9 protein-coding genes are annotated in these 26916 nt (G+C 36.9%); all 9 read left to right on the forward strand.

Going from position 1 to position 26916, the window contains the following annotated elements:
* Positions 1-4 precede the first annotated feature (4 nt).
* The 9 genes from FNW02_RS22775 to FNW02_RS22815 all read left to right on the forward strand — a co-directional run bounded on the left by FNW02_RS22775 (position 5) and on the right by FNW02_RS22815 (position 26863).
* Entirely contained in the window at positions 5-4792 is a 4788-nt protein-coding gene (locus tag FNW02_RS22775; protein ID WP_191759770.1) for a type I polyketide synthase, read from the forward strand.
* Positions 4789-6192: a condensation domain-containing protein gene (locus FNW02_RS22780; protein WP_191759771.1), complete on the forward strand. Its 1404-nt coding sequence runs from the start codon at positions 4789-4791 to the stop codon at positions 6190-6192. Before FNW02_RS22775 ends, FNW02_RS22780 begins: the two co-directional genes overlap by 4 nt.
* A gap of 135 nt (positions 6193-6327) precedes the next feature.
* Positions 6328-7209: a cupin-like domain-containing protein gene (locus tag FNW02_RS22785; RefSeq protein WP_191759772.1), complete on the forward strand. Its 882-nt coding sequence runs from the start codon at positions 6328-6330 to the stop codon at positions 7207-7209.
* Positions 7210-7258: 49 nt separating this feature from the next.
* Positions 7259-8515 carry a diaminobutyrate--2-oxoglutarate transaminase gene (ectB, locus tag FNW02_RS22790; RefSeq protein WP_191759773.1) on the forward strand — a complete coding sequence of 419 codons (1257 nt, stop codon included), beginning with the start codon at positions 7259-7261 and terminating at the stop codon, positions 8513-8515.
* Between the two features lie 48 nt (positions 8516-8563).
* Positions 8564-11326 carry a non-ribosomal peptide synthetase gene (locus FNW02_RS22795; RefSeq protein ID WP_191759774.1) on the forward strand — a complete coding sequence of 921 codons (2763 nt, stop codon included), beginning with the start codon at positions 8564-8566 and terminating at the stop codon, positions 11324-11326.
* Positions 11327-11354: 28 nt separating this feature from the next.
* The gene (locus tag FNW02_RS22800; RefSeq protein ID WP_191759775.1) at positions 11355-16004 is read left to right on the forward strand and encodes a type I polyketide synthase; all 4650 of its coding nucleotides are present in this window, start codon (positions 11355-11357) and stop codon (positions 16002-16004) included.
* Between the two features lie 148 nt (positions 16005-16152).
* Positions 16153-17829 (forward strand): pyridoxal-dependent aspartate 1-decarboxylase PanP, encoded by a 1677-nt coding sequence (gene panP, locus FNW02_RS22805; RefSeq protein ID WP_191759776.1) that lies wholly within the window; start codon positions 16153-16155, stop codon positions 17827-17829.
* Between the two features lie 34 nt (positions 17830-17863).
* The gene (locus FNW02_RS22810; protein ID WP_191759777.1) at positions 17864-22216 is read left to right on the forward strand and encodes a type I polyketide synthase; all 4353 of its coding nucleotides are present in this window, start codon (positions 17864-17866) and stop codon (positions 22214-22216) included.
* A 30-nt stretch (positions 22217-22246) separates the two neighbouring features.
* On the forward strand, positions 22247-26863 hold the full coding sequence (locus FNW02_RS22815) for a type I polyketide synthase (protein ID WP_191759778.1): 4617 nt from the start codon (positions 22247-22249) through the stop codon (positions 26861-26863).
* Positions 26864-26916: the final 53 nt, after the last annotated feature.

A 26916-nucleotide genomic window follows, 5' to 3' on the forward strand; every position in this document is an offset into this window, starting at 1 on the left:
AATAATGAATATTCCAACTGGTACATATCCTACTAACGGTTCAGAAATAGCAATTATTGGATTAGCAGGAAAATTTCCTGGGGCTAATAATGTTGATGAATTTTGGCATAATCTCAAAAATGGCATAGAATCAGTATCTTTTTTCAGTGATGAAGAACTACTGGAAGCAGGAGTAGATGCAGAACTTCTAAGCAAACCAAATTATGTGAAAGCTAATGCTGTAATAAAAGATGCAGAACTTTTTGATGCTAACTTTTTTGGTTTTAATCCCAGAGATGCAGAAATGACCGACCCGCAACACCGGATTTTTTTAGAGTGTGCTTGGGAAGCGCTAGAAAAAGCAGGGTATGATTCCGAAACCTATAATGGTTCTATAGGTGTTTTTGCTGGTTCTAACCTAAGCGGTTACTTATTAAACATTTATTTTAATCAAAATATTAGAAACTCAGTAGACGAACGGCAAGTAGCGATCGCTGGCGATAAAGATTACCTTGCTACACGTACTTCTTACAAACTTAACTTAACCGGGCCTAGCTATACAGTTCAAACAGCTTGCTCAACCTCATTAGTAGCTGTACATTTAGCCTGCCAAAGTTTACTAAACGGTGAATGTGATATTGCTTTAGTTGGCGGTGTTTCTATGAGCGCGTCAAGAAAAGCTGGCTATCTTTATCAAGAAGGAGGTATTAATTCTCCTGATGGACATTGCCGTGCCTTTGATGCTAATGCGCGAGGTACTGTGTGTGGAGAAGGCGTAGGAATCGTTGTTTTAAAAAGATTAGAAGATACTTTAAATGATAGAGATTTTATACATGCTGTTATTAAAGGTTCGGCTATTAATAATGATGGTTCCAACAAAGTTAGTTACACAGCACCGCGGATAGAAGGTCAAGCAAAAGTTATCAAAACGGCTCAAGTTATTGCAGAGTTAGAACCAGAAACAATAACTTATATTGAAACTCACGGAACGGGTACATCTTTAGGAGATCCGATTGAAATCGCTGCACTAACTCAAGCATTCCAAAGCAGTACAAAAAAGCAAGGCTTCTGTGCAATTGGTTCCTTAAAAACAAATATTGGGCACTTAGATGCTGCTGCTGGTGTTGCAGGTTTAATTAAAACAGTCTTAGCTCTTAAACACAAACAAATTCCCCCTAGCCTGCACTTTGAGCAACCAAATCCTCAAATTGATTTTGCCAACAGTCCCTTTTATGTCAACAACAAACTTTCTGAATGGAAAACAGGTAAACATCCTAGACGTGCAGGAGTAAGTTCTTTTGGGATTGGGGGTACTAATGCTCATGTAATTTTAGAAGAAGCTCCAGTTGTTACACCCAAAGAAAGTATTTCTCGCCCTTGGCAATTATTAGTAATCTCTGCAAAAACTCAAACGGCTTTAGAGTCTGCGACAACTAACCTTGCTAATTATTTAGCAGAGCATCCTGACACTAATCTTGCTGATGTAGCTCATACTTTACAAGTTGGTCGCCGAAATTTTAGCCATCGTCGAGTGTTGCTGTGTCAGAATATTCAAGATGCTATCAAGATACTAACAGCGCCAAACAAACAAGGAGTTTTGAGTAATCTCTCAGAAACCCGTAACCATTCAATTGTGTTTATGTTTCCCGGTCAAGGAGCACAGTATGTAAACATGGGACGGGAATTATATAAAATAGAACCAATTTTTCGGCAACAAGTTGATGAATGCTGTGAGTTACTCAAACCATATTTAAAATTAGACCTCAGAGATATACTTTATCCCTCGATAGTAGAAACTACACAAGAACAACTTAAACAAACTTCCTTAACGCAAGTCGCGCTATTTGTAATTGAATATGCCCTTGCTAAACTTTGGATGGCGTGGGGTGTGCATCCGCAAGCGATGATTGGTCACAGCATTGGCGAGTATGTAGCCGCTTGTATTTCAGGTGTCTTTTCTTTAGAAGAGGCATTGACTTTAGTAGTAATTCGCGGACGACTGATGCAACAAGTCGAACCAGGGTCGATGCTTTCTGTTTCTCTCTCTGCCAAAGAAATACAACCTCTGTTGGGTTCAGAACTTTCTTTAGCAGCTAGCAATGCCCCATCTCTTTGTGTGGTTTCTGGTGCTACTCATGCGATAGAAGTATTACAAAATCGTTTGACAGAGCAAGGTGTTGATTGTCGCCGCTTGCATACATCTCATGCTTTTCATTCCCAAATGATGGAGCCGATTTTAGAACCATTTGTACGACATCTTAAAGAAGTCGATCTAAAATCACCTCAAATTCCTTTTGTTTCCAACGTTACGGGAACTTGGATAACCTCAGAGCAGGCGACTTCTCCTAACTACTGGGCTAGACATCTACGACAACCCGTATTATTTAACGAGGGAATCGCTGAACTGCAACAGCCACGAATATTATTGGAAGTTGGGCCGGGACGAACATTAACTACCTTAGCCAAACGACAGTTGGCTTCCCAAGCTATAGTTCTAACTTCGTTGCGACATCCCCAAGAGCAAATTTCTGATGTAGCATTTTTGCTCAATACTCTCTCTCGGCTTTGGCTATCAGGATTGCAAATAAACTGGGCAGGCTTTTATGCAAAAGAGCAACGCAGACATATTCCTTTGCCTACCTATCCTTTTGAGCGTCAACGCTACTGGATTGAGGCTAACCCTGATGCGTTATCAGAGGCATGGCAAAAATCATTAGGTAAAAAGCCAGATATTGCAGATTGGTTTTATATGCCAATTTGGAAACAATCTACACCACTTGAGTTTTTCCAAGGTCAGGAATTAGCAACTGAGCAAAACACTTGCTGGTTAATTTTTATTGATGAATATGGAGTTGGAAGCGAAGTTGCAAAACAGCTCAAACAGCAAAGCTCTAATGTTGTTACAGTTAGAGTTGCAGATAAATTTACTAAGCTAAACGAATATACATATACTATTAATCCTTGGCAAAGTGATGACTACGATGCGTTGCTTCAAGAACTCCAAAAAGAGAGTTTGATTCCAAATGCATTAGCTCACTTTTGGAGCATTACGCCCAATGATACGTTACCTGGCAATGAGTTAAAACAACAAAAGCAATTATTACATCAGTTTTTTGAAAATTGTCAGGCTCTCGGCTTTTGGAGTTTATTGTATTTAACCCAGGCATTAGGCAGGCAAAATATTAGCAATTCCCTAAAGTTGAGGGTTGTAACTAATAATCTATATCATGTCATCGGCGATGAAAGTTTATGCCCTGAGAAGGCAACAATTTTAGGGCCATGTAAGATAATTCCCAAGGAATATCCCAATATTAATTCCTGTCTCATTGATGTAGTAATTCCTGCTTCTAACATCTCACCAACACAAAAGTTTATTGACTATCTGATTACTGAATTGACAACACAGCAAACTGATAATATAGTTGCTTACCGTGGATATCATCGCTGGATTCAAACCTTTGAAACTATCCGTCTGGATGAAAGCACCCCAGGTAAAACTAAGTTAAAGCAAAGAGGAGTTTACTTAATTACTGGTGGACTTGGTGGTATAGGTTTGGTGCTGGCGGAATATTTAGCGAAGACAGTACAAGCTAAGTTAATTTTAATTGGAAGAAAGGGATTACCTAAGCGATCGCAGTGGCAGCAATGGCTAGAAACTCATGATAGTCAAGATAATGTTAGCCGCAAGATCCAAAAAATACTAGCGCTTGAAAAGTTGGGGTCAGAGGTTGAGGTTAAAAGTGCCGATGTAGCTAGCTACAAAGAAATGCAGGTAGCCATTGCTGAAGCTTTAGAAAAATTTGGTCAAATAAATGGTGTCATCCATGCAGCTGGTATTGCCGGCGGTGGTATTGTTCAACTAAAAACACAGGATATAGCAAACAACGTATTAGCACCAAAAGTTAAGGGCACATTAGTATTAGAGGAGATTTTAAACTTACAAAAGATTAATTTAGATTTTTTAGTACTTTGTTCATCGCAAAGTTCTATATTGAGTGAGTTTGGACAGGTTGATTATTGTGCAGCTAATGCATTTCTGGATGTTTATGCACATGCTCGTACTTCTAAATCTGACCAATTTACAGTTGCTATCAACTGGGGTACTTGGCAAGAGGTAGGGATGGCAGTGGAAACAATACTACCAGAACAATTAAAACTCCAACGTGAAGAGGATATCAAAAAAGGAATATTACCTCAAGAAGGTGCTGAAGCTTTTAATCGCATTTTGCTAAGTAGCTTGCCCCATGTTGTTGTCTCCCCCCAAGATTTGCAAACGGTAATTGATCAGAACAATTCTTTCAATTATGTAGAACAAGAATTAGCGCTTTTATCAGAGACATCACAAAGTAATCTTTCCAAGCTTAGTCATCCACGTCCAAACTTGGCAAATGCTTATATTGCTCCTCGTAACGAAATCGAGCAGACCCTTGCTGACATTTGGCAACAATTTTTGGGAATTGAAAAAGTTGGGATTCATGACAATTTTTTTGAATTAGCAGGAGATTCAATTATTACAATTCAAATTGTTGCCAAAGCTAACCAATTAGGTTTGAAGCTAACTTCTCAACAAATGTTTCTGCATCAGACTATTGCCGAATTAGCAACAGTAGCATGTGTAGCTGAAACTAACCAGACTGAAAATAGTTTAATCACTGAAGAAAAATATCTAACATCTATTCAGAATCGGTTCCCTGATCAAAAGGAAACAGAAAGATATACACCTTCTGACTTTCCCAGAGCTAACTTGAGCCAACAAGATCTAGATAAATTTCTGGCAAAAATTAACCGCGCAAGTGAGAAAAAAGCACAATGAAAGTAGAAAATGTTGAGGATATCTATGAACTTACACCTGTACAAAAGGGGATGCTATTTCACTGTTTGTATGCAAGTGAATCAGCATTATACTTTTTTCACCATACCTTAACTTTGTATGGTAATCCAAATGTAGAAGCTTTTGAACAAGCATGGCAGCAAGTTGTAGATAGACATACAGTTTTGCGGACAGGATTTTATTGGGAAGACATTGATAATCCGTTACAAGTTGTCTATAAAAAAGTAAAAATTACCTTAAATAAATACGATTGGCGGGGTCTTGAAGAAGCAGAACAACAAGAGCGATTCAAATCATTTCTAGAGAGCGATCGCAAATTATGTTTTGACTTTTCTCAACCATGTTTAATGCGTTTAACTTTAATTCGTTTTGCTGATGAACGCTATGAATTTATTTGGAGCAATCACCATATAACTACAGACGGATGGTCTGGCCCAATCATCTTAGAAGAATGCTTACAAATTTACGAAGCACTTTGTGAATGCAAAGAAGTATCCTTACCGCCAGCACGTCCTTTTAGGAATTATATCGACTGGTTACAGCAACAGAATATAGCTAAAACCGAAAATTTTTGGCGTCAAGCCTTACAAGGAGTCAAAGCACCAACACCTCTAACTTATATAGAAAATAATCAATTATCTAATCTAGAAGAAAGGTACGATGAAGAAAGAATTAAACTATCAGAAGCAACTACTAAATCCCTGTTATCTTTTGCAACAAAAAATCGTCTTACTCTTGCCACATTAGTTCATGGAATCTGGTCTATTCTCTTAGGTCGTTACACTTGTCGGAACAATATAATCTATGGATGTACTGTTACAGGAAGACCAGTTGATTTAGCCGAAGTAGATTCAATAGTTGGTATGTTTATAAATACCTTACCAATTAATGTCAAGTTGAATCCTGAGCAACAATTGTTGTCATGGTTACAAGATTTTCAGACTCAATTAGTAGAAGCGCGTCACCATGAATATACTCCCCTGACACAAATTCAAGGTTGGAGTGAAGTACCTCGAAATTTACCTATGTTTGAAACTATTGTTGTAGTTGAGAACCTCCCAGTCAGTCAATTTGTGCACAACTGGCAAGGAAATATAAAGTTTAAACAGACAGGAACTTATTATAGAAATAACTACCCCTTGAATTTAGTTATATATCCAGAAGCCGAAATCATCGTGGCAATTTCGTATGATTCTCGGAGATTTGATATTGCGACAATTACTGGAATAATTAGAGATTTTCAAATCCTGTTACAAGAAATAATGATTAATCCTTATGTTCAAATTAAGGACTTATCATTTTTGACACCACAGCAACAGCAAATATCAATAGCTTTAGAAAAATTAGCATCATTTGATTTGGAATTAGCTCCAATGTTGTAAGTAAGTGAATAGTAGACTAACTTAATCTCATGAAAATGATGGCTTAGTGAGGGGATTAGTAGAGGACTTAAACGCCAATTATTAAAAATATTGATCATTTTTATAAGAGTTGACAAGTTTTGAAAGGATAAAACTATGATTGTTTCATCTGCAATAGAAAGAAGATATAAACTCTCAAGTGATGAATTTAAGAAAGATTATGTTGAATTAGGAAAACCAGTCATAATTTCTGGAGTAATTCCAAGCTGGAATGGTTTTGATAAATGGTCTTTAAAACGCTTCAAAGATTTATCCCCTTCCCTAAATATTTACGCAAAGAAATTTAGTGAGAAAGGAATCGAGATATGTAGTCTCACAATGGAAAGATATATAGAACTAATAGAAAATTATGAACAAGATCCTCAGAATTATGCTCGACCGCCATATTGCCATGACCTACCTTTATTTAGCTTGATACCTTCTTTAATAGAAGATGCTCAACCATTTCCTTACGATTATTTGCCTGCATGGTATTGGCACAAGTGGTGGCGTTATTGCCAGTTTTTCTTAGGTTCTTCTAATAGTATTACACCACTACATTTTGATTGCCTTTTGACTAACAATATTTTTTTTCAAGTTGTCGGAAGAAAACAATTCACTATATTACTGCATGAAGATGCTAAATATTGTTATCGCCAAGGCTGGCGATGGTTTCTTGTTAATCCAGAAAACCCAGACTTAAAGAAATATCCTGAATACAAAAATGCCAAACCGATTAAATTTATTGTAAATCCTGGGGATATTGTATATATGCCTCCCGGAACGCTGCATCATGTTCGGAGTTTAGATATGTCTATTTCTTTTAATATCGATTGGCATACTCAGAAAAGTTCATTGAATGCCATAGCAGCTATTAGAAAAGGTATGCCAATTCAAAATTTATACTATAACTTTTTATTAGCTATGGGTTTAGTGTTAAAAGTACCTCCACAGATTATTTTTAAATTCTATAAGTCTTATCTAAATTATGTTTCTTAAAAATTATGCAGTGGAAATAATCAGTTTGTAATTCAAACAAAAGCATCTTATGAATATATTTGAAAAGTGTGAATCCAATGTTAGAAGCTATTGCCGTAATTTTCCTGATATATTTCATAGAGCTAAAGGTTCTATAATTTATTCTGACTCAGGTAAAGAATATATTGATTTTTTTGCAGGAGCAGGTGCTTTAAATTATGGACATAACCATGACTATATAAAACAAAAAGTTATGTCATATTTAGACGCCGATGGAATTGCACACGGTTTGGATATGTATACTTCAGCTAAAGAGAAGTTTTTAGCCAAGTTTGATGAGGTAGTACTAAGTTCAAGAAAACTAGATTATCGTGTTCAGTTTTGCGGGCCAACAGGAACAAATGCAGTTGAAGCAGCTTTAAAGTTAGCCAGAAAAGTCAAACAAAGATCAGGTATATTCTCCTTCATGGGAGCATATCACGGCATGACTTTGGGTAGCCTTTCAATTAGTGGTAATGTCGGAATTCGAGCAGGGACAATTGGCACATCAAATAATGTCACATTTATGCCTTATCCCTATGGATTTATGGAAAGCTTTGACACAATACAATATATAAAATCAGTTTTAAATGATATAAATTCTGGAATTGAAAAACCAGCAGCAATAATTTTTGAAACAGTGCAAGCTGAAGGTGGAGTTGTTGTAGCTCCTATTGAGTGGATGCAAAGACTAAAAAATTTATGTGACGAGAATGATATTTTATTAATCTGTGATGATATTCAAGTCGGCTGTGGTCGAACAGGGCCTTTCTTTTCTTTTGAAAGAGCAGATATTGTTCCCGATATGGTAGTCCTCTCTAAATCTATTAGCGGATATGGGTTTCCCATGTCACTATTATTGATTAAGCCAGAGTTGGATGTATGGGAACCAGGCGAACATAATGGTACTTTTAGGGGTAATCAATTGGCATTTGTAGGAGCCACAGCTGCTTTAGAGTATAGAGAAAGTTGTAATTTTGAACAAGATGTTAAAGCTAAAGAGCTTTTCCTGAAAAATTTTCTAACTCAACAAATATTGCCAATTAGTGAAAAAATAGCAATCCGTGGAATTGGGATGATTTGGGGGATTGATATGAAAAACTTTGGCGGTAGCAGTTTAGCTAAAAATATCACCTCCCGTTGTTTTGAACTGGGGTTAATAGTTGAACGAGCAGGTAGAAATGATACTGTTATTAAAATTTTGCCGCCTTTAATAATTGATCTGGTCACTTTAGAAAAAGGATGCTCAATTATCAAAGAAGCTTTTAATGATTGCATATCAAAGTAGATTGGCATAATAGGATAACTCGGCAAGTAATTGGTTACAAGGAGAAATATGAGTATACATCTATCGAATCATTCATTCTCTGAGAAAATTTACTGGATAAATAAACTATCGGGAGAATTACCAGAAACAAATCTGATGCTTGACTGTGTAAGACCTTTGTTATCTAGTGATGAAAAAAAATCTTTTAACTTTGATTTATCAAATGATTTATCTCAAGCAATCATTAAGCTAGCTAAAGGCTCTGATTTTTCAATTTACTTGATACTTGTATCTGCATTGAATATATTACTACAAAAATATACTAGAAATAATGATGTTATTATTGGTATACCAGTAGATGAAAAAATTGGTATAGATTGCGTAAATACCAAAGTTATTCCTTTGCGTACTCAAGTCATACCTCAACTTTCATTCAAAGATTTTCTTTTTCAAGTCAAAGATGCTGCGATCGCAGCTTACACCCATCTAAACTACAATTTTGATGAACTAGTTGATTTATTAAAGTTACCAACAAGTCATAATCGTCATCCAATTTTTGACATAGTAGTTTGTTTAGAAAATATTCATCTCAAAAGTAATTTAAATCAACTCAATAATGACATAACAATTTCTTTTACAGTTAACGGTGAAAATATTAGTGCTGATATAGACTATAAACCAGATTTATTTCAAGATGAAAATATAAAGTTAATGGCTAGATATTATACTAATGTTATTGAAAATCTTATAAATAACATCAATATTAAAATATTAGATGCTGTTTTCTTGAAAGATTTTGATAAACAACAGTTATTAACACAGTTTAATAATAATATTAAAACTTATCCAGTTGAACAAACAATAAATAGCTTATTTGAGAAGCAAGTATCTCAAACTCCAAATAATATCGCTGTCATTCATCAACAAACCAAATTAACGTATCATGAACTCAATCAAAAAGCTAATCATTTAGCTGGAATCTTGCGAGAATTAGGAGTCGCTAAAGGTGAATTTATCGGCATTTTTAAAGACCGTGATATCAATTTTCTTATTGCTATTCTTGCTATATACAAGGCAGGTGGAGCATACGTACCTATTGATAGTACTTACCCACCAAATCGAATTAAATACATGCTGGCTAACAGCGAAGTTAGATTTATATTAACAGATTTATCCCTATTTAATGTTTTATCCGATTTGGTAGAAGGTTGTTCACAATTATCATCTATTATTTGTTTAGATAGCATTATTAATCAAAATACCCTGCTTGCTAAACAAACGGGATTAAAAATATATAGCCAATTTGATTTTGAGCAGTTGCCTAATGAGAATTTAGAACATATTAATGATGCTGTTGACCCAGCTTATATGCTTTATACTTCCGGGTCTACAGGACTACCAAAGGGGGCAATTGTCAGGCATGATGGTGCAATTAATCATATTTATGCTCAATTTGATGAGTTGGATTTAACACAGGAATTTTGTTTTCTCCAAAGCGCTCCTTCTTCAACGGATATTTCTGTATGGCAATTTTTAGCACCACTTTTAATAGGTGGAAAAACAGTAATTGTAGATATAGAAACCGTTGCTATTCCTGATAAACTATTTAAGGTACTAAAATCGCAAAAAATTACAGTTGTTGAATTAGTACCAGCATTATTTGGCGGCTTGCTTGAATATATCTCTCAGCTACCAAACCACGCCAGAGAATTACCTGATTTAAAATGGATGATGGTTGTGGGGGAACCAGTATCAGTAAACTGGGTAAATAGGTGGCTCCAGATGTACCCTGAAATCAAAATTGTTAACGCTTATGGCCCTACCGAAGCTGCTGATGATATTACCCAGTTTATTGTTAGCAAGCCTTTGCCAGAAAATCAGCGAACAGTTCCAATTGGTACACCATTAGCCAACTTAAATCTCTACATTCTGGATGGGGAAATGCAACTATTACCTATTGGTGTTCCTGGAGAAATTTGTGTATCAGGAATTGGTGTAGGTGATGGATACTGGAAAAATCAAGAAAAAACTAATTTAAGCTTTGTTCCCAATCCGTTTACAAATGTTAGTCAGAATTTACCAGGAAATCGTAGAGATTTAATCTATAAAACTGGAGATTTAGGAAGATGGCTTCCTGATGGAAATATAGAATTTCTCGGACGTATTGACCATCAAGTAAAGATTCGTGGCTTCCGGGTTGAACTTGGGGAAATTGAGACATTTCTGGGTCAGCACCCGAATGTACGTGAAAATGTAATCGTGGTTCATCAGGATGAACCAGGTAATTTGCAATTAATTGCTTATGTGGTTGCTAAGACACAAGCAATTCCTAGTATTAGTGAATTACGTAGCTTCTTAAAAGAAAAGTTACCTGACCACATGTTACCTTCTGCCTTTGTGATGCTAGAAAATCTACCGCTAGCACCTAGCGGTAAGGTAGACCGCAAAGCTTTACCCAAACCAGATAATCTTCGCCCGGAATTAGAAACAGCTTACGTATTGCCACGAAATGATATGGAACACGCAATTGCTGACATTTGGCAAAAGATACTTAAAGTGGAAAAAGTTGGCATTCAAGATAACTTTTTTGACCTTGGTGGTCATTCGCTAAATGTGCTTCAGGTTTACAGCAAACTGCGAGAACTTTTTAAAGCAGACTTAGTAATAACTGACCTATTTAAATATCCAACAATCAGTTCTATATCACGATATTTAACTCAAGAAGATGATAATAGTTTTGCAAATCAAAGCAATGAATTAAATGAACAGTTAGAGGTTGGTAAGTCAAGATTAAAGCAACGCTTATTACAAAAGAAACAACAGAATGTTTAATTAATAGTTTTAAGAATTAAGATTACTTATGGAAGATTCAGAATTAAGTAACAAAACTGGTTTGGAAATAGCTATTATTGGCATGAGTGGCTGTTTCCCGCAGGCTGAAAATATTGAGCAATTTTGGCAAAATCTCCGAGATGGAGTAGAGTCAATACATCGATTCAATGACCAAGAATTAAAAGATTTAGGTGTAGATGCGGCTTTATTGAGCGACATCAATTATGTTAAAGCAGAGGGTGTAGTCGCAGGTATAGACTTGTTTGATGCTTCATTCTTTGACATCAGCCCCAGAGAAGCTGAAGTAATGGATCCTTCAATGCGTTTTTTCTTGGAGTATTCATGGAAAGCACTTGAGAATGCTGGTTATAGTTCAAATATTTATAGAAAACCGATTGGGGTCTACGCTGGAACAAGTTTTGGCAGTTATTTACTTAACATTTATTCTAATTATGAGCTGATAGCCTCTGTGGGTGATAAGCAGATAGAAAAAGGAACTTCTCCTGATTACGTTACTACACTTGCTTCTTATAAATTAAATTTGCAAGGGCCAAGTTATGCAGTTCAAACTACTTGCTCAAGCTCATTGGTTGCTGTACATTTAGCCTGCCAAAGTTTGCTCAGTGGTGAGTGTGATATTGCTTTAGCAGGAGGAGTTTCAATATCCACAGCAGATGGTTATTTGTATCAAGAGGGAGGTATTGAATCTCCTGATGGGCATTGCCGTGCTTTTGATGCTAAGGCTGCGGGAACAGTAAAAGGAAGGGGTTTAGGTCTTGTAGTTTTAAAGCGTTTAGAAGAAGCGATCGCAGATGGAGATTGCATACATGCTATTATCAAAGGCTCTGCGATTAATAACGATGGGTCAAATAAAGTTAGCTACACAGCACCCAGCGTTGATGGTCAAGCCAAAGTAATTAGAGCAGCTCAGGTTATGGCTGAGGTCGAACCTGATAGCATTAGCTACATTGAAGCGCATGGAACCGGAACTTCTTTAGGTGATCCCGTCGAAATCGCTGCCTTAACACAAGCTTTTCGTACTAAAACTCAAAACAAAGGATTTTGTGGCATTGGTTCTGTAAAAACTAACATTGGGCATTTAGACTCAACTGCTGGCGTCGCAGGTTTGATTAAAACCGTACTAGCCCTAAAACATCAACAAATTCCCCCTAGTTTGAACTTTGAAGAACCATCACCCCAAATTGATTTCGACAAGAGTCCATTTTATGTCAACAACACACTATCTGAGTGGAAAACTAACGGCACTCCTCGCCGTGCAGGTGTGAGTTCCTTTGGCTTTGGTGGGACAAATGCTCATGTGATTTTAGAAGAAGCTCCTATAATTAAATCTTCTAGTCCTTCTCGGACTTGGCAATTATTATTACTTTCAACAAAGACCAGTACAGCACTAGAAACTGCAACAGAAAATCTGGTTAATTACCTACAAGAAAATCCAGATTTAAACCTTGCGGATGTTGCTTATACCTTACAATTAGGTCGGTGGACTTTGAATCATCGCCGAATGGTAGTTTGCCAAAACCAAGAAGATGCAATCAACGCATTGCAAGACCCTCAAATAGCTTTCACTCATTACCAAGAACCTTGTAATCGCCCAATTGTATTTATGTTTTCTGGTCAAGGTTCGCAATATGTAAATATGGGTCGAGAATTATACGAGAGTGAAAGCGTATTTAGAAAACAAGTTGATTACTGCTGCGAACTACTCAAACCTCACTTGGAATTAGACTTGCGTACAATTCTTTATCCCAACGCCGAAACAGCTTTAACAGCAACACAAAAGTTACAGCAAACAGCAATTACTCAACCAGCATTATTTGTGATTGAATATGCTCTAGCCAAATTGTGGATGGCATGGGGTGTATGCCCTGAGATGATGATTGGTCACAGTATAGGAGAGTATGTAGCTGCAACTTTAGCTGGAGTTTTCTCTTTAGAAGATGCCTTGGCGATCGTTGCAATGCGAGGAAAACTCATGCAGCAGTTACCTAGTGGTGCTATGCTCTCAGTTCAGCTTCCAGAACAAGAAGTACAACAATTACTAGAAAAGGAAATCTCTTTAGCTGCGAGTAATGCACCTTCTTCTTGTGTGGTGTCCGGTGCGACAGAAGCAATAGAGAAATTACAACAGAAGCTACAACAAATAGGTGTAAATTGTAGGCGCTTGCATACTTCTCATGCCTTTCATTCTCTAATGATGGAACCCATCATTGAGACATTTATCCAGTCTTTAAAAAAAGTAAAACTCAATTCCCCAAAAATTGCATTTATTTCTAATGTCAGTGGAACTTGGATTACCGCAGCCGAAGCAACAGATCCTAACTATTGGGCTAGACATTTAAGGCAGCCAGTCCGCTTCAGTTTAGGAATCACTGAATTGCTCCTCCAGCCAGAACCAATACTGTTGGAAGTTGGGCCAGGACGCACGCTAAGTAGTTTGGCTAAACAACATCAAACAGATAAACTCATAGCACTAACCTCCATACGACATCCTCAAGAGCAACAATCAGATGTAGAGTTTTTACTTAACACCTTGGGTAGGCTTTGGTTAGTAGGAGTTCAAATTGATTGGTCAAGTTTTTATGTAGACGAAAAGCGCCATCGCATACCCTTACCTACTTATCCTTTTGAGCGTCAGCGTTACTGGATTGAGGTAAATCGAAACGCGACTTTGGCAATGATGTCGCCAAAAACTTCAGACAAAAAGCCAGATATTGCTGACTGGTTCTACATTCCTCGTTGGAAAGAATCTACACCACTTGAGTTTTTCCAACAAGACAAATTGGTAGAACAATCACGCTGGTTAGTGTTTGTTGATAACTATGGAGTTGGATCAGAAATTATCGAACGACTCAAACAACAAGGTCATGATGTGATTGTCGTGAGAGTCGCAGATAGATTTGCAAAACTTAGTGACTACACATATACAATTAATCCCCAACAAAGGGATGACTATGATGCCTTACTGCAAGCATTACAAGAACAGAATTGTACTGGATGGCATCTTGCACATTTTTGGAGCGTTACCCCTGATGACATCTTACCTAGTCAACAGCTAGAACCACAAACACAACATCAGTTTTTTGAAGATTGTCAAAATCTCGGTTTTGATAGTCTGCTATTTCTAACACAAGCCTTGGCAAAACAGAATATAATTGAGCCAATGAAGCTGATGGTTGTTACTAGTAATCTACATGATATAACTGGCAGCGAGAATTTATGCCCTGAGAAGGCAACTATATTAGGGGCATGTAATGTAATTCCACAAGAGTATCTCAACATAACTTGCTGTTGCTTTGATCTCGTCCTGCCAAAATCTGAGCAGCCATTACAAACATTAATAGACTCACTGCTTACAGAATTTACAGCACCAATAACTGATAACTTAATTGCTTATCGTGGTAATCATCGCTGGATTAAAACTTATGAAGCTGTACATTTAGATGAAAGCATTACCGCCAAAACTAAATTGAGAAAAGGGGGTGTTTATTTAATTACTGGTGGGCTTGGTCGCATTGGTTTAGCAATGTCAGAATACTTAGCAAAAACAATGCAAGCTAAGTTAATTTTGATCGGCAGAAAAGGCATACCAGAAAGACATCAGTGGTCTGAATGGCTACTAACTCATGATGAATCTAATGAAGTTAGCCAGAAGATTAAAAAGGTGATGATGCTTGAGAAATTAGGTGCTCAAGTTCAGGCGATCGCAGCTGATGTAGCTAATGAAAAACAAATGCAACAAGCTATAGCATTAGTGAATGAAAGTTTTGGTGAAATTCATGGTGTAATCCACGCAGCGGGAATTAATGACGATGCCTATTACACTATTGAAGAAAGTTCTAAAACCCAAAGTCAATCACAATTTAATCCCAAAGTATATGGACTATTTGTATTAGAAAAAGTTTTGCGAGGTCAAAAGTTAGATTTTTGTTTATTGACATCTTCTTCTTCATCTGTTTTAGGAGGATTAGGATTAACTTCCTATTCTGCTGCTAACATTTTTATGGATACCTACGCTCACAAGCACAACCAAATCAATTTTCCTTGTATTAGTGTGAACTGGGATACCTGGCAATCTCAAGAAAACGACATGGAAGATCTGACAGTGGGAGTAGCGTTAGAAAAATTACGCATGACATGGCAAGAAGGTATAGAAGTTTTTAGCCGTGTATTATCCATAACTAAAACTCCTCAAATTGTTGTTTCAGCGGGAGAATTGCAACCGAGAATTGAGCAATGGATAAAACGAGACTTTTTACGAAATAAGGAATCATCAAATAATCGAGAGAGTTTATCGCTCCATTCCAGAGCAAACCTACAAAGCGAGTATGTCCCAGCTAGCAACAATGTAGAGCAAATAGTTGCTACAACTTGGCAAAAAGTTCTGGGAATTGAAAAGATTGGTATTTATGATAACTTTTTTGATTTGGGAGGTAGTTCTCTAATTGGTATTGAGATAATCTCACAGCTTCAAAAAGAATTAAATGCTCATATTCCGATAATTAGTATTTACGAAAGACCAACTATCAGTTCGCTATCTGAATTTTTAAGTAGCGATGAACAAGCTTATTTGCAAAAAGATTCTTACCGCACTCAAACGAGGTCTGCCTCAATTAAGCGCCGCAAACAAGCCAGACAAAATCATCGCAGAACATCATAAATTTTCAAAGCTAGTCAAGGGTTTGTAGTAAGCACTTTAGTGCTTAGCAAAGAATGACTAAAGTCATTACTACAAACTTGAATCTAGTCTTTTTGGTGGTAGTTAGCAGCAAGTCAATTAAGAATCAAGATATATTCTGGAGTATAAAATGGCATTGAGTCAGCAAAGACAAGAAAAAAACAAGCAAAATTTCTTTCTTGAGAATGAGCTAACACCACAGTATGCAGTCGCGAATGAAGTCATGCAATTATTTGCACCATCTAATAACTTATCTATAGAGTCTAAGATGGGTGTTCAAACTGATACTTTAGTTGATGATTTCTTAAGTGCAATCAACACTAACTCTGATATTAATTTTAACGACTTGGTAGAAACCTTTGCTGATAGTCAGGTTCCTATTAATCCGACTAATTTTGATAGCTACCTTGATTATTTAGCAAATAATGTTATTAATCATTCAATACATACATCTTCGCCACGATTTATCGGTCACATGACCTCTGCACTGCCTTGTTTTGTGCGACCGATCGCTAAATTGATGACAGCAATGAACCAAAATGTTGTCAAAATAGAAACAGCCAAAGCTTTTAGTCCTTATGAACGTCAGGCTTTGGCAATGATGCATAGATTAATTTATAACTTTCCTAATGAATTTTATAGCGAACATATCCAAAATAGCCAAAGCACTTTAGGCATATTGGTTTCTGGAGGTACGGCAGCAAACATTATCGCACTATGGTGCGCCCGTAATAAATCCTTGGGTGCAAAAAATAGTTTTGCAGGTGTAGAGAAAGAAGGTTTAGCAGCAGCTCTAGATTACTACGGTTATCAAGGAGCCGTGGTAATTGGCTCTGAATTGATGCATTATTCTTTTGACAAAGCCGCAGATTTATTAGGTATAGGTACACATAGTTTAATCAAAATTCCTACTAATGCTAATAACCAAGTAGACTTACCAGCTTTACGTCAAGCTGTTGCAGATTGTCATGCTAAAAATTTGCATATTATTGCGATCGCGGGCGTTGCTGGTACTACCGATTCTGGTAATATAGACTCACTTTTAGACATAGCAGAAATTGCCCAAGCTGCAAATGTTCATTTTCACGTGGATGCAGCTTGGGGTGGCCCACTGATATTTTCCGAACAACATCGGCAAAAACTTGTTGGTATTGAATGCGCTGATTCAGTCACCATTGATGGACATAAACAGCTGTATTTACCAATGGGTATTGGTATGGTATTCATGCGCGAACCGTACTTAGCTTCATCCATTGAAAAAAATGCTAGCTACACCATGCGTAAGGGTTCATTCGATTTGGGTAAACGCGCTTTAGAAGGTTCTCGAGCTGGTATGGCATTATTTTTACATGCTGGGCTACATCTGATCGGACTTAAAGGTTATGAATTTTTGATTGATGCAGGTATTGAAAAGACACAATATATGGCTGCTCAAATCACTACCATGTCCGAATTTGAATTACTATCTCAACCAGATATAAATCTGCTTCTTTATCGCTATATCCCAGAATCTCTCAGAGAACTTGCAGTTAAAAAGCAGTTAACCGAAACTGATAATCAACAAATCAATATATTTAATGAGCGCCTGCAAAAAACTCAACGTCAAGCTGGTCGTACTTTTATCTCGCGGACAACAAAAACAATTACCTATTTAGAAAAAGAAACTTCAGTTACGGCGCTGCGTGCGGTAATTGCTAATCCGCTCACAACTAAAGATGATATTGATGCAGTGCTGAACGACCAAATTCAGATTGCTTTAGATTTATCAATATCAGATTCTTTAGAACCTACTCAGAGCCGAGCATAGTTGCTGTAAATAAGTTAAATTAGGTATTTTTGCGATGAATAATTTTCAGGAATTTAATAACTTTGATGATAACGATGAAATAGCCATCATTGGCATCAATGGCCGCTTTCCAGGTGCAAACAATGTTGACAAGTTTTGGGAAAATTTGCGAGATGGAGTAGAATCAATTTCTCATTTTACAGATGAAGAACTGCTAACTGCGGGTATAGAGCCAACTTTGCTCAATGACCCAAATTATGTTAAAGCAGGCAGCATAATGGAAGGTATTGAGTTATTTGATGCTGCATTTTTTGGATTTACTCCTAGAGAAGCCGAAATCACAGACCCACAACATAGAATCTTTTTAGAGTCTGCCTGGGAAGCTTTAGAATCGGCGGGCTATGATTCCGAATTTTATAACGGTAAAATTGGGGTTTACGCTGGTGTAACTAATAGTAATTATTTATTTACAAACTTATATTCAAATCAAGACTTAATGCAGTCGGTAGATGCTTTAAATATTTTTATTGGTAATGAAAAAGACAATTTAAGCACACAAACTTCTTATAAGTTAAATCTTACCGGGCCAAGTATAAATGTTCAGAATAACTGTTCTACATCATTAATAGCAGTACATTTAGCCTGTCAAAGTTTGCTAAATGGTGAAAGTGATATAGCTTTGGCTGGTGGTGTTTCCATCGCCAAGTTACCCCAAAAATCTGGTTATCAGTATCAAGAGGGAGTTCTTTGTTCACCTGACGGACATTGTAGGACTTTTGATGCTAAAGCTAAAGGAACAGTGTTTGGCGATGGTTTAGGAATTGTAGTGTTGAAACGATTGGTTGATGCTGTTGCTGATGGAGACTTTATTCATGCTGTAATTAAAGGTTCAGCTATTAATAACGACGGCTCTTTAAAGGTTGGTTATACAGCGCCTAGTGTTAATGGTCAAAGAGAAGTAATTTTAGAAGCCCTTGCCTTAGCTGGTGTTGAACCCGATACTATTTCTTATATTGAAGCTCATGGTACTGCAACTCCCTTAGGAGATCCAATTGAAATCAAGGCGCTTACACAAGCTTTTCGTGCTAGCACAAATCGAAAAAACTTCTGCGCTATCGGTTCAGCAAAAACTAATATTGGACATCTAGATACAGCAGCAGGTGTGACAGGTTTAATTAAAACTGTACAAGCATTAAAACATCAACAAATACCCCCTAGTTTAAACTTTGAAAAACCCAATCCAGAGATAGACTTTGCTAACAGCCCCTTCTACGTCAATACCAAATTATCAGAGTGGAAAACTAACGGTTTACCTCGTAGAGCAGGTGTAAGTTCTTTTGGGGTTGGCGGCACTAATGCTCATGTAATCTTGGAAGAAGCTCCAGTAATAGAAACATCCAGTGCTTCTCGCCCTTGGCAATTGCTATTACTCTCAGCCAAAACTAGCACAGCCTTAGAAAGTGCGACTGCAAATTTAGCGGCTTACCTCCAGCAAGATCCTGATATCAATTTGCCTGATGTGGCTTACACCTTACAAGTTGGTCGTCGAGCTTTTGACCATCGGCGTTTAGTAGTTTGTCAAGACAGAAATGATGCAGTTAAATTACTTAAATTTGAAGACCCACAACGTGTTTTTAGTTACCACTATAAACCAAGCCGTTGCCCTGTGATTTTCATGTTTTCAGGACAAGGGTCACAATATGTAAATATGGGTCGAGAACTATACGAAGTTGAACCGACGTATCGCAGATATGTAGATACATGTGCCGAAATTTTGCAACCCCACCTCGGTCTTGATATCCGTCATCTACTCTTTGCGTCAGAAGAAATTACAGCAGCTAACCAACTACAACCAACATTATTTGTGATTGAGTACGCTCTGGCTGAGTTATTGATGTCATGGGGAGTATGCCCAGAAGCGATGATTGGTGATGGTATCGGTGAATATGTAGCAGCCGCGATCGCAGGTGTATTTACTCTCGAAGATGCTTTAAGAATCGTAGCAAACAGAGGACTGCGATCGCTCAAAAAAGTTCAACTCAATCCACCACGCATTAGCTTTATTTCTAATGAAACTGGTAGTTGGATTACAGATGCACAAGCCACAAATCCTAACTACTGGAACCAAAATTTACAACATGTGAAATTTTCCGATAGTATCTCTCACCTGTTAGAGCAATTTGAAGGCGTTTTTCTAGAGGTGGGGCCGGGACAAAATTTAAGCACATTAACTAAACAACATTTAGATATCAATGCTAAACAACATGTACTGACTTCCTTACCTCATGCTCAAGAGCAACAGTCGGATGTAAGCTTTTTATTGGAAACATTAGGGCAGTTGTGGCTTTTTGGTGTCGATATAGATTGGTCAGAATTTTACACCCATGAGCAGCGTCATCGTCTGCCTTTGCCTACTTATCCTTTTGAACGACAAAGATATTGGATTGATGCGAAGCAAGGAAAAAATGATAGTCATACTCCAGCATTATTGAGTAAAAAACCTGATATAGCCGACTGGTTTTACATTCCTTTCTGGAAGCCTTCTTTACCCCCAGTACAACTCGATAGCCAATATTTAAAAACTGACAAATCTTGTCTGATATTTATTGATGAGTGTGGCTTGGGTATCAACTTGGTCAAACAACTAGAGAAACTAAACCAGGATGTAGTTACCGTAAAAATTGGTGACAAATTTACCACACTAGACAATGAATATACTATTAATCCTCAAAATCATCAGGATTATGATACTTTATTTCAAGAACTTTTCAGGCAAAACAAGTTGCCAAAAATGATAGTTCATTTATGGAATGTCACACCTATATGTAACCAAGTAGAAATTGAAAAAGTTACTCAAGCTCAAGAAACTGGATTTTATAGTTTACTATTTATTGCCCAAGCTTTAGGAAAACAAGAAACTACTGATATTCAAATTACAGTTATTTCTAACAATCTACAGCCAGTGACGGGAACTGAAGCACTTTGTCCAGAGAAAGCCACTTTGCTCGGCCCAATTAAAGTTATTCCTCAAGAATATGCAAATATCAACTGTCGTAGTATTGATGTTATTTTTCCTGCTAACGGTAGTTGGCAAGAAGAAAAACTTGTAGAAAAATTGCTGACAGAACTAACTCTTAATGAGCCTGAAAAGTTAATTGCTTACCGAGGTTTGAATCGTTGGGTGCAGAGTTTTGAGCCAGTGCGCTTTGATAAAGTTAAAATTGAAAAACCTCGATTAAAAGAAAAGGGAGTCTATTTCATTACAGGTGGACTCGGAGGTATAGGACTTGTTTTAGCAGAATACTTAGCTCGAACTGTACAGGCAAAACTACTGTTAGTAGGACGTTCTGCTTTGCCTAAAAAAGATGAGTGGGAAAAATGGCTTGCTACTCATGATGAGACTGATAGTATTAGCTGCAAGATTCGCAAAGTTCAAAAACTTGAAGATTTGGGTGCAGAAGTTTTAGCGATCGCTGCTGATGTCAGCAACACAGAACAAATGCAAAGTGCGATCGCTCAAGCTCAAGAACAATTTGGTCAACTAAATGGCGTTATCCACGCCGCTGGAGTTCCTGGAGGTGGTGTAATACAGCGAAAAACTCAACAAGAAGCAGAAAGTATTCTGGCTCCGAAGGTAAAGGGGACACTAGTTATTGATGCAATTGTCAAAGATATTCAGTTAGATTTCTTTATTCTAGTATCATCAAATAGCTCAATCGTAGCGGAATTTGGACAAGTAGACTATTGTGCAGCTAATGCTTTTCTTGATGCTTTTGCTCATAATGCTACGAATGGTATTACTACAAGTATCAATTGGGATACTTGGCAAGAGGTTGGAATGGCAGTAAATACAGAATTACCCCAACGACTCCAAGAATTACGAAAAGAAAATCTTCAGCAAGGTATATTAACTAATGAAGGTGTAGATGTCTTTCTCAGAATTTTGGGAAATACAATGCCTCAAGTTGTAATATCTACTTCTGATTTATTAGATATTTTAAAACAGTACAATTCTGATAAAAAAATACAATCGCTAGAATTTTTAGAAACTGTCAATACATCCAAATTAAAATATCCCCGACCTGAACTAAGTAACGATTATATTGCCGCTCGAAGTAAAATTGAACAAAAGCTAGTTGATATTTGGCAAGAAGTTATTGGTATTGAACGGATAGGAATTTATGATAACTTCTTTGAACTTGGTGGTGATTCACTCATAGGTATTCAATTAATTACAATTGTAAATAAGGCATTTAATTCAAATTTGGCGATCGCCAAACTTTACGAATGCCCAAACATCAGCTCTATGGCGAAGATTTTTACTCCTAAAGACTCTCAGGAAAAAACTTTTGAACAAAGGCTAAATCGAGGACAAAGAAGAAGACAAATGAAAATGCAAACTAACTAAAATCCATTAATTTATCTGGTTAGTAAAATCATGAGTACCGAAGTACAAGAACAAACAGCAAATATAGACATAGCAATAGTGGGGATGTCTGGTCGTTTTCCTGGTGCAAAGGATATCGATGAGTTTTGGCATAATCTCACAAATGGAGTTGAGTCTGTCTCATTTTTCTCCAATAATGATTTAGCAAATTTAAATCTAGAAGAGGAAATTTTACACGACCCGAATTATGTTAAAGCAGCACCTATATTAGAAGATATTGAGCATTTTGATGCCAGATTCTTTGGTTACACTCCTAGAGAAGCTGAACTAATTGACCCTCAACATCGCCTTTTTATCGAATGTGCCTGGGAAGCTCTTGAAAACGCTGGATACGACCCAGAAACTTATGAAGGTTTGATTGGGGTTTATGCTGGTGTTAGCACAAATACTTACTTTTTTAACAATGTATATAAAAATGTTGATTCAAGAGATCTTTCCAATAACTATACTTTTAACAAAGATTTTTTGACCACAAATATTTCATATAAATTAAATTTAAAAGGGCCAAGTGTAGGGATTCAAACTTACTGCTCTACTTCATTAGTTGCTTTACACTTAGCTTGCAAAAGTTTATTAGATCAAGAATGTGACATCGCTTTAGCAGGTGGAGTTACGATTATAGTTCCGCAAAAGTCAGGTTATTTATATCAAGAAGACGGAATTTTATCTCCTGATGGTCATTGTCGAGCCTTCGATGCTAAAGCACAGGGTACTGTTTTCGGTAGTGGACTGGGAATAGTCGTTTTAAAAAGATTAGAAGATGCGATCGCAGATAGAGATTACATTCATGCAGTTATTAAAGGTTCAGCAATCAATAATGATGGTTCATTAAAAGTTAGCTATACAGCACCTAGTGTAATTGGTCAGGCTGAAGTTATTGTAGAAGCTTTAGCAAATGCTGGAATAGATGCTGATGATATTTCCTATATAGAAACTCATGGAACTGGAACTGCTGCTGGAGATCCAGTAGAAATTGCTGCACTAACTAAAGCTTTTCGTGCTTTTACACAAAGAAATGGTTTCTGTGCTATTGGTTCAGTCAAACCGAATATCGGACATCTAGATATAGCAGCGGGTATAGCAAGTTTAATCAAAACTGTACAAGCATTAAAATCTAAAAAAATACCTCCTAGTATCAATTTTGAAGTTCCTAATCCTGAGATTAATTTTGTAAATAGTCCCTTTTATGTTAATACTAAACTAACTGATTGGAAAACTAATAATACTCCCCGGAGGGCAGGAATTAGTTCGTTAGGTTTTGGTGGAACTAATGCTCATGTCATCCTAGAAGAAGCGCCTGAAATAAAATATTTTGATGACTCTAGACCTTGGCAATTGTTGTTACTTTCAGCCAAAACTAACACAGCCTTAGAAACTGCAACTACAAATTTATTTACGTATTTAAAACAACCAGATATAAATCTAGCTAATGTTGCTCATACTTTAAAAGTTGGTCGTAGAGCTTTTAATTATCGTCGAATGTTAGTGTGTCAGAGTGTTAAAGATGCTGTTAGCGTCTTAGAAACACAAGAGCAGCAACGAATTTTTACTGTATGTCAGGAGCATAGAGAACAGCCTGTTATTTTCATGTTTTCAGGACAAGGGTCACAATATGTAAATATGGGTCGAGAACTATATGAAGTTGAACCGACGTATCGCAGACATATAGATACTTGCGCCGAAATTTTGCAACCTCACCTCGGTCTTGATATCCGTCATCTACTCTTTCCATCAGAAGGAATTGAAGCAGCTAGCCAAAAACTCCAACAAACAGCGATGTCTGACGACAAGCTGCTTCGCATCTACGCCCAACCAGCATTATTTGTGATTGAATACGCCCTGGCTAAGTTATTGATGTCATGGGGAGTACACCCACAAGCAATGATTGGTCATAGCATTGGGGAATATGTCGCAGCTGCGATCGCAGGTGTATTTACTCTCGAAGATGCCCTATTCATTATGGCAAAAAGGGGACAACTGATGCAACAGTTACCTCCAGGGAGTATGCTGGCGATTCCGCTTCCAGAAAAAGATGTGCGATCGCTAACTCAAAATCTAGAAATCGCAGCGATTAACACCCGAACGTCATGCGTAGTTTCTGGGACAGTTGAGGCGATCGTAACCCTACAAAATCAACTATCCTCTCAAGATGTTGAATGTCGGCTATTGCATACATCTCATGCGTTTCATTCTCAAATGATGTCACCAATATTAAACGAGTTTGTGCAGTTGCTCAAAAAAGTTCAACTCAATCCACCACGCATCGGCTTTATTTCCAATGTAACTGGTAGTTGGATTACAGATGCACAAGCCACAAATCCTGACTACTGGGGCCAACATTTACGACAAACTATCAAATTTTCCGATGGTATATCTCAACTATTAGAGCAGTTTGCAGGTGTTTTTCTAGAGGTGGGGCCAGGACGAACATTAAGCACGTTCACCACACAGCATTTAGATGTCAATACTAAACAACACGTACTAACCTCTTTACGCCATGTCAAAGAGCAACAATCGGATGTGAGTTTTTTATTGCAGACATTAGGCCGATTGTGGCTTTTTGGTGTTGATATAGATTGGTCAGGATTTTATACCCACGAGCAGCGTCATCGTCTACCTTTACCTACTTATCCTTTTGAACGACAAAGATACTGGATTGATACGACTTCAGCACCTTCTTTAAATAGTAAGCTAGCAACATTAGATAATAAACAAGATATTGCTAACTGGTTCTATATTCCTTCGTGGAAACGCTCTTTCCTTACTTATTCATCTGCTTCTAAAATAGAATTTATCCAGGAATATTGGTTGTTTTTTGTTGATAATTTGGGATTAGGCGAAAAATTAATTAATGCCTTGAGCACTCAAGGTAAGAATATTATTATAGTTAAGCATGGAGAAGATTTTAATAAACTAACTGAAAATATTTATACGATTAATTCAGGCAAAACTAAAGATTATGATGCATTATTTGAAGAGTTACTTAGATTAGGTAAAACCCCACAAAATATAGTTTTCCTATGGAGCGTCAGTAAACTTGAAAATACTCAAAGAGAGAATTATGTAGAGTTCAATAGTCTATTGTTTTTATCACAAAGCCTCAGTAAATTGCAAACTAATGAAAGCTTGCAACTTTGGGTCATATCGAATAACATTCGAGAAGTCAATGGAAATGAAATTTTAGACCCAGAGAAAGCAACAGTATTAGGTTTATGTCAGACAATTTCTCAAGAGTATCCTAATATAAGCTGTCGGAATATTGATATTGCTTTAACTGCTCACCTAGATATAGAGAAACAAGACGACTGTGAAATTAATATTATTGGCAAGCTTTTAAGTGAGTTAACATCTGCATCCTCAGACTTAGTTGTTGCTTATCGTGGTTCCTATCGTTGGGTACAAACATTTGAGCCAGTTCCCTTAGAGACAGTATTTGAAGAAAAAATCCCGTTGGTCAAACAGGGTGTTTACTTATTTCCTGGTGGGCTAGAAAGTATTGAAATTGTACTTGCAGAATATTTAGTAAAAACTTTCCAAGCAAAAATCATATTTATCGAAGATTTAACTTTTCCAGAAAAGAATGACTTCTCTAAATGGCTTGAAACTCACACTCAAGAAGATGAAGTAAATTGCAAAATTAAACAATTGCTAGTCTTAGAAAAATTAGGTGCAAAAGTTTTGATAATCCGTGCAGATGCAACTAATCATGAACAAATGCATAAAAGTTTATCAGATGAAAATATTGGACAAATTAACGGGGTGATTTATTCAACTGGAATCCATCGCGAAAAACTATTTGGTTCGATTCCAGAAATTAGTAAAATAGAATTAGAAAATTTATTTAACTTCCAACGCCGTAAGATTACTATATTAGAACAAATATTACACAATAGAAAGTTAGATTTCTGTATTGTCTTTTCTTCTTTATCTTCTATTTTAGGAGGATTCGGCTTAGGTTTATATTCGGCAGCTAATCATTTAATAGATAGCTTTACTAACCGACGTAACCGAAATAATTCTTTACCCTGGTACATTATAAATTGGGATAAATTACAGCTAAATTTCACTCAAGAACCAAAAACACGAGAACAAGCACCTGGGGTGGAATTAGGCATTACTCCAACAGAAACTATAGAAGTATTTAAAAGAATCTTTTCTCTAGAGATAGGAACTCAAATTATTGTTTCTACAGTAGATTTAAACGCTAGGCATAAATATGCATTTAACCTCGATTCTCTAGCAAATTTACAATCTTCCAATCAAGCAGAATCATCCCCACGCTATTCCAGACCACAACTGATTAATTCCTATGTTGCTCCGACAAATGAGTTGGAAAAACAAATTACAGAAATATGGCAAGAGGTGCTTGGAATTGCAGAAGTTGGTATTTACGACAACTTTTATGAGTTAGGCGGAGATTCTCTAATTGCAACTCAACTGGTTTCTCGATTGCGAGCAAAATTTCCTATAGACTTACCACTGCGTGACCTTTTATTGCAAGCAATGATACCAGCTAAACAAGCAGAAATGATTGAGCAACTTCTGTTGGAAAAAATTGCAGAACTATCTGAGGAAGAAGTAGAAGCTCTTTTAGCTAACAAATATTAACCTATATTTTAGGAGATCAGGAATCAATTGATATCCACATATATATGATCTAG

The sequence above is a fragment of the Komarekiella delphini-convector SJRDD-AB1 genome, from assembly GCF_014831675.1.
In the GTDB taxonomy this organism is placed as follows: Bacteria; Cyanobacteriota; Cyanobacteriia; order Cyanobacteriales; family Nostocaceae; genus Komarekiella.

What these genes read in the sequence shown, in the direction of transcription:
- FNW02_RS22810 (WP_191759777.1), top strand. Translation starts at nt 17,864, where the DNA reads ATGAATAATTTTCAGGAATTTAATAACTTTGATGATAACGATGAAATA.
- FNW02_RS22780 (WP_191759771.1), top strand. Translation starts at nt 4,789, where the DNA reads ATGAAAGTAGAAAATGTTGAGGATATCTATGAACTTACACCTGTACAA.
- ectB (WP_191759773.1), top strand. Translation starts at nt 7,259, where the DNA reads ATGAATATATTTGAAAAGTGTGAATCCAATGTTAGAAGCTATTGCCGT.
- FNW02_RS22800 (WP_191759775.1), top strand. Translation starts at nt 11,355, where the DNA reads ATGGAAGATTCAGAATTAAGTAACAAAACTGGTTTGGAAATAGCTATT.
- FNW02_RS22785 (WP_191759772.1), top strand. Translation starts at nt 6,328, where the DNA reads ATGATTGTTTCATCTGCAATAGAAAGAAGATATAAACTCTCAAGTGAT.
- FNW02_RS22795 (WP_191759774.1), top strand. Translation starts at nt 8,564, where the DNA reads ATGAGTATACATCTATCGAATCATTCATTCTCTGAGAAAATTTACTGG.
- FNW02_RS22775 (WP_191759770.1), top strand. Translation starts at nt 5, where the DNA reads ATGAATATTCCAACTGGTACATATCCTACTAACGGTTCAGAAATAGCA.
- panP (WP_191759776.1), top strand. Translation starts at nt 16,153, where the DNA reads ATGGCATTGAGTCAGCAAAGACAAGAAAAAAACAAGCAAAATTTCTTT.
- FNW02_RS22815 (WP_191759778.1), top strand. Translation starts at nt 22,247, where the DNA reads ATGAGTACCGAAGTACAAGAACAAACAGCAAATATAGACATAGCAATA.